This window comes from Pseudohaliea rubra DSM 19751 (genome assembly GCF_000764025.1).
GTDB classification, from domain to species: Bacteria; Pseudomonadota; Gammaproteobacteria; order Pseudomonadales; family Halieaceae; genus Pseudohaliea; species Pseudohaliea rubra.
The window spans coordinates 1-12,953 of the sequence record NZ_KN234763.1 but is presented as its reverse complement, the minus strand read 5'-3'; the positions used below and the strand labels follow the sequence as shown (position 1 = coordinate 12,953).

Genomic DNA, 12,953 nt, shown 5'->3' with positions numbered 1-12,953 from the left:
GTGAGTGGCTGCGTGGGCGCCTGGGCTGACGAGGTGCGTATGCTAGCAGCAGTCGGCGCCCACCGCATCGCACAGGTCACCAAGGCGCATCGCGAAAGAGCGGCAGCGGGGCTGCCGCAGACACCGGGAGTACCGGCTCCCGATAAGACCGAAAAGACCTTGCTATTGCGCCTGGCTCGCTGCTGCGCTTAGAGGATGACCGTCCGCTGACCGTTCAGGATCACGCGCTGCTCACAATGCAACCTCACGGCCTGCGCCAGTGCTGTGGCTTCGATATCGTGGCCGTAGAGCACCATCTGCTGCACCGACACCTGATGGTCGATCGGCCGCACCTCCTGGGCGATGATCGGGCCCTCGTCGAGGTCCGATGTAACGTAGTGAGCGGTGGCGCCAATCACTTTCACGCCCCGCTCGTAAGCCTGATGGTAGGGCCGGGCGCCCTTGAAGCCGGGCAGGAACGAGTGGTGGATGTTGATTGCCCTGCCCTCGAGGCGGCGGCACAGGTCATCTGAAAGAATTTGCATATAGCGGGCCAGCACCAGCAGGTCGACCCGTTGCCCCTCCACGAGCGCATGGAGCTGCGCCTCCTGCTCGCGTTTATTGTCCGCCGAGACCGGCAGATGATGGTAAGGCAGACCGTGGAACTCGACCAGCCGGCGGCAGTCCTCGTGGTTGCTCACCACGGCGACGATGTCGGCCGGCAGGGCCCCGGCCTTCCACTTGGTCAACAGCGCGCTGAGGCAGTGGTCATAGCGGGACACCGCTACCAGCACCCGGGGTCGCTCGCTCACGGGCCGCAGCGTGTAGTCCATGGCCATGGTGCTGGCGAGCGCCTCGAGGCGCCGGGCGAGCTCCGCGTAAGGCACGGTCATGGCGCGGTCGTCGAAAACGCAGCGCAGGAAAAACATTGCTGTGACCGGGTCGCTGTAATTGGATACCTCCGTGATGTAGGCCCCGCAGTCGTACATGAGGCCGGAATAGCGAGCCACTACCCCCAGGCGGTCGGGGCAGCGGAAGGACAGAACGTAGGCCCGGGGCGGGCTCTCCGGGGCGGCAACGGCCATGGCAATTGGGGTTCCGGGTCAGGGGCGCCCATCATCGCCAAGGCTCTGCCACAGTTCAATAGAAACGGAAGGAATGACAGCGTTGCACCGCGTGGCACGAGGGGCGACTATTGGTCCTGCACGCGACCGGCGACGCCCGAACCCCGACAGCGAACAGCGAACAATAAGGAAGCCAGCATGCCTCAGGTTGAAACCCGCGTGGACGGCCACATCCTCCACATCCACCTCACCCGCCCGGAGAAGTACAACGCTCTCAGCCTTGAGATGTACCACGCGCTGGCCGAGGCCTACTACCGCCTCGACAACGACCCGGAGCTGCGGGTGGCTGTGCTCTCGGCGGAGGGCAAGCATTTCACCGCCGGGGTCGAGCTGGACCAGTGGGCGTCGATCTTTTCTTCCGGCGAGGGCTTTCCAGCCCGCGCTGGGGAAATCGATCCCATGGGTACTGCCGGCGCTCTGCACCGCAAGCCAGTGGTCATCGCGGTCCAGGGCTACTGCTTCACCTGGGGCGTGGAAGCACTCCTGAATACCGAGATCCGCGTTGCCGCCAGTGACACGCAGTTCCAGATGCTCGAGGTACAGCGCGGGCTGTACCCCTGCGGCGGCGCCACCATGCGCCTGCCCCGGGAGATCGGCTGGGGCAATGCCCAGCGGGTGCTTCTGACCGGGGACCGCTGGAGTGCCGAGGAAGCCCTGCGCTGGGGCATGGTGCAGGAGCTCACCGAGCCCGGCGCGCAGATCGACCGGGCCCTGGCCCTCGCCCGACGGGTCGCCGCTGCGGCCCCCCTCGCCGTGCAGGCCTGCCTGCGCGCCACGCGCTTCAGCGAAGAGAACGACCGGGAGAGCAGCGTCGCACAGTTCCTCCGCGACCTGGTGCCGGTGATGGCGAGCGAGGACGCCGCCGAAGGCGTGCAGTCCTTCATCGAGCGACGCCAGGCAGTTTTCAAAGGGCGCTGAGCGTGCCGGACGCAAGCTTCAGGCCGGCGGGACGCCGCGCGCACACCCGCGCGGTCTGAAGAAGGCCCGACCATGACCTGCTGGCTGCTGAAAACCGAACCCGACAGTTTCAGCCTCGACGACCTGGCGGCGCGGCCCGGCGGCATCGAGCCCTCGGACGGGGTACGTAACTACCAGGCCCGGAGCTTTCTGCGCGACGCCACGCACACGGGGTCGGCGGGCAGCTAGCGAGGCGCCGGAGGCAGATGCTCCGCGAGAAAGCGCGCAACGTTACCGCCCATGACCTTGCGGATCGTCACCTCGTCCATGCCCTCGCGCAGCATCGTGTCGGTGAGTACCGCAAGCTCGGCGGTATCGAAGGGGACCGTGGTGGCACCATCATAGTCCGAACCCAGGGCAACGTGATCCGCGCCCACCAGATCGACGCCGTAGCGGATTGCCGCCACAACCCCCGCTGCCGACACGTCACAGACTGCCGCGGCCCAGTAGCCCACGCCGATGAGCCCGCCCCGGCTGGCGATAGCCTGCATCAGTTCATCATCAAGATTCCGCGGCGTGTCGCAGACGCCGCGAAAACCCGTGTGGCTGACCACCACCGGCCGCTTCGTGAGTGCGAGCACGTCGCGCACACTTTCCGGCGAAGAATGGGCCACGTCTATGATGATGCTGAGCGCATCCAGGCGTTCGACGACCTGGCGGCCGAAGTCCGTGAGGCCATGGCCGCCGGTGCCGTGAAGAGAGCCGCCGAGTTCGTTGTCGAAGAAATGGTGAAGGCCGATCATGCGATAGCCGGCCTCATAGAGACGCTGGATGTTGGCAAGCTTGCCGTCGAGGGCATGGGCGCCTTCGATGCCAAGCAGCGCACCGAGGGTCTTCGCACCGTCCCGTCGCGCCGCCAGCAGTTCCGGGACATCATCTCCGTGGCGCAGGATTCGCAGGCTCTCAGGCTTTTTGGCGGCGAAACGGCGCAGTTTGGCAGCCTGGTGCAGGGCGCGCTCCGCTAGGCTGTCCCAGGTGCGTGGCGGCCAGCGCTGGGCCATGGCCAGCAGCGTGATGTTGTCGCGGGCATCGCTCGCATTGGCCTCGTAGTTCTGTCCCGCAGGCGTTCGGGTCACCGCTGTGAACACCTGCAGCGCGACATTGCCCTCGCGTAGCCTGGGCAGATCGACATGGCCACGGTTCGAGCGCTTGTGCAGGTCGCGCCGCCAGAGCAGGCTGTCTGCATGCAGGTCCCCAACGATGAGGTCCGCATGCAGGGCCGCAGCCGCAGCCGATAGCGTCACGGGCTCGTGGGGCAGTACCCGGTTCATACCCTCCTCGACCATGCGCGGGGCGAGGGCGAAGAACAGCCCTATCACGAACGTAGCCAGAACGAGCAGTAAACGGGACGCTTTCATTTAAAGGTGGAGGGCAAAGTCATCGGCATCCAGGTGCCCAGGGAAACGCGCTCGGTAGGCCTCAAGCGCCCCGCCATCGAAGATCACGGTCTCGAAGCCCGGCCGGTCGCGGAGGTCCGCCAGGTACTCGCCGCGGGCATCGATGGCCACGCTATCGCCGGCGTACGCGAGCCCGTTGGCATCGCTGCCGATACGGTTGACCCCGACCACACAGGCCAGGTTCTCGATGGCCCGGGCCGGCAGCAACGCCCGCCAGTGGGCGCCGCGCACCGCCGGCCAGTTGGCCACGTAGAGCAGAAGATCGTAGTCGCCGCGGTTGCGGCTGAACACGGGGAAGCGGAGGTCGTAGCAGACCTCCAGCTTGATACGCCAGCCGCGCCAAGGAACGATGACCCGCTCCGAACCCGGGGCGTAGCGCTTGTGCTCGCCGCCCATGCGGAACAGGTGGCGCTTGTCGTAGTGGACGACACCGTCCGGCGTCGCGAAGAGCATGCGATTGTAGACCGCCTCACCCGAGCGCACGGCGATGCTGCCCGTGAGCGCACAGTCCCGGCGCCGGGCCAGCTCGAGGAGCCACTGCTCCGTCGGACCGCCCGGCTCTTCCGCATTGGCCACAGCATTCATGGAGAAACCGGTGGTGAACATTTCCGGGAGCACAATCAGGTCCGTGTCGTCGGAGACGGTCTCCAACAGCTCACCGAACTGGCGCCGGTTGTCCGCCGGCGCCTCCCAGGCGAGTTCGCACTGAACCAGGGTGACAGTCAGATCGCGCATAGCCGTTTTGCGGCCTCCTCCAGTACCTCGTCGCTCTTGGCGAAGCAGAAGCGTAGCAGCGTCTGCCCCGGCGGCGGCTCCGCCTGGAACACGGACACGGGCACGGATGCGACGCCGTGCTCCCGGGTCCAGCGCTCGCAGAGCACGGTGTCAGGCTCGTCGCTCACCGCGCCGTAGTCAAGGAGCTGAAAATAAGCCCCGGCCGCGGGCCGGAAGCGAAAGCGGGAGCCGGCCAGGGCCCCGAGGAAACGGTCCCGACGCGCCTGATAGGCTGCGGCCAGCGTGCCCGGGTAGTCCGGGTGCGCCTCAAGGAAGGCGGCCAGAGCGTGCTGCACCGGCGTGACCGCGACGAAAGCCACGAACTGGTGCACCTTGCGCAGCTCCTTCGTCAGCGCCGGCGGCGCCACGCAATAACCGGTCTTCCAGCCGGTCACGCTGAAGGTCTTGCCGAAAGAGTAGTGCGCGAAGCTGCGGGCGCGTAGCGCCGGGTGCTGCAGCACGCTTTGGTGCGCCGCGCCGTCGAAAACCAGGTGCTCGTAGACCTCGTCACTGCAGACAAGAAAGTCGTGGCGTTCCGCAAGCTCCGCCAGCGTAGCGAGATCCTCCCCGTTCACGGTACTACCGCAGGGATTGTGAGGGCTGTTCAGCATGAACAGGCGCGTGCGCGGGGTAATCGCCGCGCGGACCCGGTCCCAGTCGATGGCAAAATTCTCCGGCGTCAGCGGCACATGCACCGTGCGGCCGCCAGCCAGCGTAACGGCAGGTTCATAGCTGTCGTAGGCGGGATCGAGGACGATCACCTCATCGCCGGGGCGCACCACGGCAGTGATCGCACAGTAGAGGCCCTCCGTAGCGCCGGGCACCACCGTGAGCTCTGCCTCCGGGTCTACGGTGACACCGCGGTAACGTGCGAGCTGCGCCGCGAGCTGCGCCCGCAGCTGCGGCAGGCCCGCCAGCGGTGGATACTGATTGTGGCCGGCGCTAGCGGCCTCGCCGAGCGCCGCGACCAGCGCGGCCGGCGGATCGAAATCCGGAAAGCCCTGGGACAGGTTGATGGCACCGCATTCCTGCGCCAGCGCCGTCATGGTGCTGAAGATCGTGGTGCCGACCCCCGGCAGCTTGCTGTCTACGCTGACGATCCCGGCCATGGCAACCTCGTTCTACAACCGATACAGCAGTATACAAGCTCGTAGCAACCGCGCCCTGAACGCCCGGGAGGGCCCCGGGGCATAACGCTTTTTGGCAGCCTGACTGCACTTCAACGGTCGAAGGCGGCGTCGCTTTCCCCGTCCTCCGCAGCCAGGGCGGGGTAGATCTCATCGAAAGTCGCGAAGATCGCATCCAGAGGCAGATCGTCGAAGCTGCCGCGCTCGCGGACATACTCCATATGCCGGCGACCGCGCGCATCATAGGGATGCATGAGGGCCCCCTGCACCGGATCGAACTCCAGCGCCTTTACGCCAAAGCGCTCGCAGAGCTCCCTGTTGAAGGCGGTGGACAACTTCACCCAGCGCCCGTCGAGCCAGAGCTCCGCGTAACCGTGCCAGGCGAAAAGGTCCGTACCCATGCGCTTGCTGAGCTTGTCGCTGGTGAGGTGGTTGAGCACATCGGCGAAGCCCAGGCGCGCGGGAATGCCCCGGGCGCGGGCGCAGGCGGCGAGGAGCACGGATTTGGGCACGCACCAGTTGCTGTCGGCCGAGGCGATTGCGCTGGCGCAGTAGGCGGTCCGGTCCCGGGAGACGCGGTAGGGATCGTAGCGGATGCCGTCGCGCACGGCGTAAAACAGCCGCTCAGCGAGCGCAACTGAGTCTTCCCCTTCGCCACCGGCCTCGGCCGCCCAGGCGCGCACAGGCTCGCTATCACTATCGAGAAACCAGGTAGGTTCCAGGGTCAGGGGACCGGGGGCCATCGCTGTCTCCATGGCATGTGGCCCCCAAGGTTACCGCGCCGGGGCGACCACCGCGACCCGGGCGCGCGACACCCGGGCCGGAGCAAAAGCCGCGCGGAAAACGCTTCCCCCCCTTTGCGTGGCAGGGCCTCTGAGACCGCTTAGCTTGCCAGACTGACCGGCGAAAATCGCAGCCCTTGAACACACAAAGCGCATTTTTCAAGGGGAAATTGTGCCGTTGTCCATCCTTGCGACAATGCTGGTGGCCATCTAGCTTAAGCTCCCCGGGCTGCAAACCGCCATAGAGCGGATAACAACAACATTCACCGCAGTCCATGCCTTGACTACAGAGGGATTTTCACATGAAGCCATCACCCAGCAAAAAGCAGACGCTCGCACTTTTTGTCGCCGCCGCCTCCGCGGCGCTGGCCACTACGGCCCCCACAGCGCTGGCCCAGGAACCGACCGGCGCCATGCTCGAGGAAGTGGTTGTCACCGGCACCCGTCGCTCCGACCGTTCTGTCCTCGAGAGCGCGGTACCCATCGACATCATTTCCGAAGAGATGCTGACCTCCACCGGCATCACTGAGACCAACCAGCTGCTCAACCGGCTGCTGCCGAGCTTCAACTTCCCGCTGCCGTCCATTACCGACGGAACAGACCATGTCCGGCCGGCGACGCTGCGCGGCCTGGCTCCGGACCACACCCTTGTGCTGGTCAACGGCAAGCGCCGCCATGCCTCCGCTCTGCTCAATCTCAACGGTTCCGTGGGCCGCGGTTCCTCTGCGGTAGACATGAACATGATCCCGGCCAACGCCATCAAGCGCATCGAAGTCCTGCGTGACGGCGCCGCCGCCCAGTACGGCTCTGATGCCATCGCCGGTGTCATCAACGTTGTTCTCAAGGATGCACCGGAGGGCTTCAGCAGCTCCGTGATCTACGGTGAGTACGATACAAAGATGGACGGCTCACCGGAACTCAGCGGCGTCAGCATCGGTCCGGACGGGACCCTGCAGCTCAACGAAGGCGGCGACCGCCAGGTCTCCGACGGGGAGACGCTGACGGTCCGCGCCAATGGCGGCATCGGCCTTGGCGAGGACGGCTTCCTGAATATCTCCGGGGAGTTCCGGGACCGCGACCCGACCAACCGCTCCGGCTATGACCCGCGCAACAACTACGCCAGCCTGCCGGACGGCAGTGCCGACCCGCAGGAGCTCGGCTTCGACCGTATCAACCACCGCTTCGGCAACGCTGATGTCGAAGACATGGCCCTTTTCTACAATGCCGGCCTGCCCCTGGACGGCAACTGGGAGCTGTACAGCTTCGGCTCCTACGGCGAGCGGGAGGGTGAGAGCGCCGGCTTCTACCGCCGCGCTCAGGACAGCCGGAACATCCCCGACATCTACCCCAACGGTTTCCTGCCGCTGATCACCTCGGAGATTACCGACTACAGCGCCGCCGTGGGCGTTCGCGGCGACTGGAACGGCTGGGCCGTCGACAGCTCCCTGCTGATCGGCAGCAACGAGCTCGAGTACAACATCCGCAATACCTTGAACGCGTCTTTCGGCCCCACCAGCCCGACGGAGTTCTACGCCGGCACGCTGACCAACGAGCACCTCGTGTTCAATGCCGGCGCCTCGCAGCTCTTCGACATGGGCGGCATGCCCGTTAACGTCGCCTTCGGTATCGAGTACCGGGACGAGACCTACAAGATCGACGCCGGCGAGCCGGGCAGCTATGAAGATGGCGGCTTTGAGGGCAAAGCGGCCGGCAGCCAGGTGTTCCCGGGCTTCACGCCGGAATCGGAGGTCGAAGGCGACCGCGACAACATCAGTGTCTACGTCGACCTCGACGCCGATGTGACGGCGCGCTGGAATGTCGCCGTGGCCGCACGCTACGAAGATTACTCGGACTTCGGCTCGACGGTAACCGGCAAATTCGCCACCCGCTATGAGATCACCGAGAACTTCGCATTGCGTGGCTCCGTCGCCACGGGCTTCCGCGCGCCGTCCCTGGCGCAGCAGTACTTCACCTCCGTTGCTACGGTCTTTGTCGACGCGGTACCGACGGAAACGGGTACCTTCCGCCCGGACAGCGACGTCGCCCGCGCGCTCGGTTCGCCGGGGCTCGAGGAGGAGACGAGTATTTCCTACTCTGCAGGCTTCTCCTGGCAGCCCGTCGACGGCCTGTCCGTGACCGTGGACTACTTCCACATCGAGATCGACGACCGGATCGTGCTGTCCGAAAACCTCTCCGGGGAAGGCATCGAGCAGCTGCTGGCGGGCACCGGCGCCAACCGCGCACGCTTCTTCCTGAACGGTATCGACAGCGAGACCAGCGGCTTCGACATCGTCGCCAACTACGATCTGGACCTTGGCGACTGGGGCCGCATGGCGCTCAACGGTGGCTACAACTACACCGACAACGAGGTAACAGACGTGCTCGCGCCGCCGCCGGAACTGGCCGCCGTGGGCGTCACAGAGGACAACCTCTTCGCTCGCCGGGAAGTGGCACGCTTTGAGGATGGCGGCCCCGAGGACAAGATCAACCTTGGCGCCACCTGGTACTATAATGACCTGAGTGTTGACCTGCGCATGACCCGCTTCGGTGAGACCATCGATCCGGGCCTCACTGCGGAAACGGACGAGAAGCTCGATGAACAGTGGATCACTGATCTGGAAGTCGCCTATGACATCACCCAGAACATCTCCCTGGCCGTCGGCGCGAACAACCTGTTCGACGTCTATCCGGACGACACGGTCTCCAATGACCTTGCGGCTGGACTCGTCCCGTCGACCTTCGACCGGATTTTCCCCTACTCCGGCTTCTCGCCCTTCGGCTTCAACGGCCGCTTCCTCTACGGCCGCCTGGCAGTGCAGTTCTAGCGCTGCCCCGGCCCGCCGGCGCGTCCCCGCAGGGACTGGCGCACCGGCGGGCCACTCATCCCCCACGGAGCAGCTCCCGCGCAGGCTTTCTGCGTGAGACTGCTCCACTTTCTCCCGAACCTGCTTACCGGCAGCCGGCTCCTGCTGGCCCTGCCCCTCGCCCTGGCGATTTTCGAAGGGCGCTTCTCCACCGCTCTGATCATCGCGGCCATCGCCGGCCTCACCGATGCCCTCGACGGTTTCCTCGCACGGCATCTCGATGCCCGCTCACGCCTTGGCGCGGCCCTGGACCCGATCGCAGACAAGATCCTGATCTTCGCCGTGTTTGCCAGCCTCGCCGCCGTGGGGCTGATGCCGGTCTGGGTTGCAGCCGTGGTCATCCTTCGCGATGTGGTCATCGTCTCCGGAGCGCTGGCCTACCAGCTGGTGGTCGGGGAGCTGGAGTTCTCACCAACGGCCCTGTCGAAGGCCAACATGGCCGTGCAGGTGCTGTTCCTGGTGACGATCCTCGGCAACGCGGTCGGCGGCTGGCTGCCGGCTCCCGCGCTGGTGACCCTGACCACGGTGGTGCTGATTCTTGCCATCGCCAGCGGCCTGCAGTATGTCGTGCTCTGGTCGCGCAAGGCCGGCGCAGTCCGCCGCGAGCGCTGACGCCATGGCCCGGGAAACTGCAATCAATGTCCTGACCTACAATATCCACAAGGGCTACTGCAGCGGCAACCGCCGCTTCGTCCTCGACGCCATTCGTGAGCGCATCACCGAAACCGGCGCTGATATCGTCTTCCTCCAGGAGGTGCACGGCCGTGCCGAGAAGAGCGAGGCCCGGCGCCGGCGCTTTTCCTACCCGGACCAGCCCCACTTCGAGTATCTCGCGGAACAGGTCTGGCCGCATTACGCCTATGCGCGCAACGCCATCTACCGCAAGGGCGACCACGGCAACGCGATCCTCAGCAACTACCCGATCCTGGCCTGGGAGAACATCGACGTGTCGATCTTCCCGCGCTCCAGCCGCAGCATCCTCCACGGCGTGATCCATCTGCCGCAGAGCGACGTCCGGCTGCACGCGCTCTGCGTGCACCTGGGGCTGCTCGAGCAGGAGCGAAAGGAACAGCTGCAGGCCCTCGCCCAGCGCATCGAGGATCACGTGCCCCATGACGAGCCGATGATCCTCGCCGGCGATTTCAACGACTGGCGCCGGCGTGCGGAGCGCCACCTGCAGCTCAGCCTGGAGATGGAAGAGCTCTTCGTGACGCTCCAGGGTCGCCATGCCCGCACCTTCCCGGTCTGGGCGCCGCTCTTCCCTGTCGACCGGATTTACTTCCGGGGGCTGACGCCCATCGCCTGCGAGCGCCTCGGGGAGGGCCACTGGCGGGACCTGTCGGACCACGCGGCGCTCCTGGGGCGCTTTGAGATCAACAGGCCAAAGGCCCCCAAACGCTGACGCGGGCCAGCACTGCTGAATTCAGAGACTCAGGAGAGCGACAGCGGGCCGGGAGCAATCGCTCCCGTCAGAAGTCTCATGACCTGCGTCGCACCAGGGGCCGAAACGCCCGGGTAACTGTCCACCGCAGGGTTCTGGTCCTTGCGGACCACAGCATCAAAGCGGGACAGGTCGAGGCTGGCCGCCAGGGACGCCCCCGGGGAGAGGGCGCGCAGGGGCCACGGTGGGCCGCCCTAGGGTTTCTCGCAAGTCTTCGCGGCGCGGGCGGAGCAGAGCTTGTAGCGAATGGCCGCGGCCCAGAGATCCATGATGTTGTAGACATCGCCCCAGCTCTGGAGCGTCTCGGTATTGATCGCGTTACCGCCCACGCGGCGATCGATAGAGGCTACCCAGACCTCTCCGGTACTTGCGTCAGACAGCTTCGCTTCGATGGTCGCCGAACCCTGGAACATCGGCTCACCGGAGATCTTGCTCGCTGCCGTACTGAGAATACGCGCAGGAGCCACTGCTTTTGTTATCAAGTCCCGCTTCACATCGGCTGCTTCAGCGGAGGTCAACGCCACCTCGAAGCGCAGGGTCTCAGGACCCGCTTCTTCCACCATACGGTAGTCATCCGCCAATGCCGTGTAGAGCGTGGCATAAAAGCGCTCGCCCAGTTCGCGGCCCTGCTCGTCGGTGAGGCCTTCGTCATCGGCCGCCAGCCACAGCTGAACCGGCTCGAGCATCATCGCATCGCTCGCCCGGATCGCGTCGCGCGCGCCCGGACTGCGATAGACACGCAAACCCTCGTCGTCGTTGCCTGCGCGCATGCGTGGGTACCATTCTGCGAGGAACCCCGAACCTTCTACGGTTTCGGCATCACCCCGCTCGGTGGTCGAACAACCCACAAGGCCTGCGAAACATCCCGCAAGCAGGCACGTCATGAGTGACACTTTTAATTTTTGCACGAAGGGACTCCGCTCCTGTGATGAGGACACTGTCACCACAGCGGCAGTCTCTGCGCTTCATTGGTGTATTCGGCGCAACGATGTCGAAAGCAACAGCGGCTGCGAGAAACGGCCCGGGGCGCGGACCCTAGCATGACCATCCGTGATATACCATTGCATGCCGTCGACTTGAGAACCGAGTCTCATTAACAAGCGCTGCTCAAAACACCGATCAGCAGCACAGGGTATCCAGCCAGGCGGCTGAGCGAAGCGGCAGCCAGTGGCTGCTTCCGTTCCTCGTGACCGACAACATGGTGCCTTCCTGTTCCACAAAAAGGCACCGGCATCACTCTTCTTCCAGGTTGAACAGCTGCGTGTTGCCCCCCTTCGCAACCACGTTGTCCGTGCGCGTTTTCTCCGTGGCAAAGCGCGGCAGGCAGTGCGGACCGCCGGCCTTGGGGCCGGTCCCGGAGAGGCCCTGACCACCGAAGGAATTCACGCCGACAATCGCGCCGACCATGTTGCGGTTGATGTAGGTGTTGCCGACCCGCGTGGCCTGGAACACTTCCCGGGCAAAACCGTCGATCCGGCTGTGCACACCGAGGGTGAGGCCGTAGCCACTGGCGTTGATCGCTTCATAGACCTGCGGCAGCTCTTCCACCCGATAGCGGATCACGTGCAGTATCGGACCGAAGACTTCCCGCTCCAACTGCTCCAGTCGCTCGATCTCATAGACCCGCGGCGGGAAGAAGTAACCGCCCTTGCCGTCGGCAGGGGCTTCACAGGCCGCCACCAGCCGGCCCTCGCTGTCCATGCGCTCAGCGTGCCGCTCCAGGGTCTGCCGTGCCGCAAGGTCGATCAGCGGCCCGATATCCGTCGCAAACTCGGACGGGTCGCCGAGGCGCAGCTCAGCCATGGCCCCGGCGAGCATCTCGAGCACACGGTCGGCGATGTCGGCCTGCAGATACATGACCCGCAACGCGCTGCAGCGCTGTCCCGCGCTCTGGAAGGCGGAGATGATCACGTCGTCCACTACCTGCTCAGGTAGCGCCGTGGCATCCACGAGCATGCAATTGAGGCCGCCGGTCTCGGCGATGAGTGGCACGATAGGACCGTCGCGCTCCGCCAGGCTCCGCTGGATATGCCGGGCCGTGTCCGTGCCGCCGGTGAAAGCGACCCCGCTGACCCGGGTGTCGCCCACAAGCTGCGCGCCGACAGCACCGACACCGGGCAGAAGCTGGAGTACGTCGCCAGGCACGCCGGCGGCGTGAGCCCAGCGCACGACCTGCGCCGCCACCAGCGGCGTCTGCTCGGCGGGCTTGGCGACCACGGCGTTGCCGGCAACCAGCGCCGCCACGGCCTGCCCGGTGAAGATCGCCACCGGGAAGTTCCAGGGGCTGATACAGGCGAACACGCCACGACCGTGAAGCGACAGCTCGTTGACCTCGCCCGTGGGGCCCGGCAGGCGCTTCACGGCGAAGCCGGCGCGCGCCTGCTGTGCATAGTAGCGGCAGAAATCCACGGCTTCGCGCACTTCGGAGAGGCCATCGTCGATGGTGCGGCCGGCCTCCGCGGCAAGCAGCCCCACCAGCTCGCCGCAGTTCGCCTCCAGGGCCTCCGC

General features: G+C 65.7%; 12 protein-coding genes. 5 read left to right on the top strand and 7 right to left on the bottom strand.

Going from position 1 to position 12,953, the window contains the following annotated elements:
* Nucleotides 1–188: 188 nt before the first annotated feature.
* Nucleotides 189–1,064: a formyltetrahydrofolate deformylase gene (gene purU, locus HRUBRA_RS08375; RefSeq protein ID WP_052094550.1), complete on the bottom strand. Its 876-nt coding sequence runs from the start codon at nucleotides 1,062–1,064 to the stop codon at nucleotides 189–191.
* 177 nt (nucleotides 1,065–1,241) lie between these two features.
* Here purU and HRUBRA_RS08370 point away from each other — a divergent pair, with 177 nt between their 5' ends.
* Nucleotides 1,242–2,021: a crotonase/enoyl-CoA hydratase family protein gene (locus tag HRUBRA_RS08370; protein WP_035516272.1), complete on the top strand. Its 780-nt coding sequence runs from the start codon at nucleotides 1,242–1,244 to the stop codon at nucleotides 2,019–2,021.
* Nucleotides 2,022–2,093: 72 nt separating this feature from the next.
* Nucleotides 2,094–2,249: an EVE domain-containing protein gene (locus HRUBRA_RS14970; protein WP_084592547.1), complete on the top strand. Its 156-nt coding sequence runs from the start codon at nucleotides 2,094–2,096 to the stop codon at nucleotides 2,247–2,249.
* Here the strand turns inward: HRUBRA_RS14970 and HRUBRA_RS08365 are convergent.
* The 4 genes from HRUBRA_RS08365 to HRUBRA_RS08350 form a co-directional block, all read right to left on the bottom strand.
* Nucleotides 2,246–3,379 (bottom strand): dipeptidase, encoded by a 1,134-nt coding sequence (locus tag HRUBRA_RS08365; protein WP_236629822.1) that lies wholly within the window; start codon nucleotides 3,377–3,379, stop codon nucleotides 2,246–2,248. The two genes, HRUBRA_RS14970 and HRUBRA_RS08365, sit on opposite strands and share 4 nt — an antisense overlap.
* A gap of 39 nt (nucleotides 3,380–3,418) precedes the next feature.
* A complete protein-coding gene (locus tag HRUBRA_RS08360; RefSeq protein WP_035516269.1) occupies nucleotides 3,419–4,192 on the bottom strand; it encodes an amidohydrolase in 774 nt (257 codons plus the stop codon).
* Entirely contained in the window at nucleotides 4,180–5,340 is a 1,161-nt protein-coding gene (locus tag HRUBRA_RS08355) for a methionine aminotransferase (RefSeq protein WP_035516268.1), read from the bottom strand. Before HRUBRA_RS08355 ends, HRUBRA_RS08360 begins: the two co-directional genes overlap by 13 nt.
* Nucleotides 5,341–5,450: 110 nt before the next feature.
* Nucleotides 5,451–6,101, bottom strand: coding sequence for a transglutaminase-like domain-containing protein (locus HRUBRA_RS08350; RefSeq protein ID WP_035516267.1), 651 nt, complete (start codon nucleotides 6,099–6,101; stop codon nucleotides 5,451–5,453).
* 341 nt (nucleotides 6,102–6,442) lie between these two features.
* On the opposite strand from HRUBRA_RS08350, the gene HRUBRA_RS08345 reads away from it, so the two are divergent.
* From HRUBRA_RS08345 to HRUBRA_RS08335, 3 genes are all read left to right on the top strand, one after another.
* Nucleotides 6,443–8,965 (top strand): TonB-dependent receptor plug domain-containing protein, encoded by a 2,523-nt coding sequence (locus HRUBRA_RS08345; RefSeq protein ID WP_035516266.1) that lies wholly within the window; start codon nucleotides 6,443–6,445, stop codon nucleotides 8,963–8,965.
* Between the two features lie 93 nt (nucleotides 8,966–9,058).
* Nucleotides 9,059–9,616 (top strand): CDP-alcohol phosphatidyltransferase family protein, encoded by a 558-nt coding sequence (locus HRUBRA_RS08340; RefSeq protein ID WP_052094549.1) that lies wholly within the window; start codon nucleotides 9,059–9,061, stop codon nucleotides 9,614–9,616.
* A 4-nt stretch (nucleotides 9,617–9,620) separates the two neighbouring features.
* Nucleotides 9,621–10,406, top strand: a complete 786-nt coding sequence (locus tag HRUBRA_RS08335) for an endonuclease/exonuclease/phosphatase family protein (RefSeq protein ID WP_035516265.1) — start codon at nucleotides 9,621–9,623, stop codon at nucleotides 10,404–10,406.
* A gap of 233 nt (nucleotides 10,407–10,639) precedes the next feature.
* Here HRUBRA_RS08335 and HRUBRA_RS14705 read toward each other — a convergent pair whose 3' ends face one another.
* Together HRUBRA_RS14705 and HRUBRA_RS08325 are read right to left on the bottom strand one after the other, a co-directional pair.
* Entirely contained in the window at nucleotides 10,640–11,329 is a 690-nt protein-coding gene (locus tag HRUBRA_RS14705) for a DUF3313 domain-containing protein (RefSeq protein ID WP_084592545.1), read from the bottom strand.
* Nucleotides 11,330–11,678: 349 nt separating this feature from the next.
* Nucleotides 11,679–12,953: L-glutamate gamma-semialdehyde dehydrogenase (locus HRUBRA_RS08325; RefSeq protein ID WP_035516264.1), on the bottom strand; the 1,275-nt coding region annotated here is incomplete at its 5' end.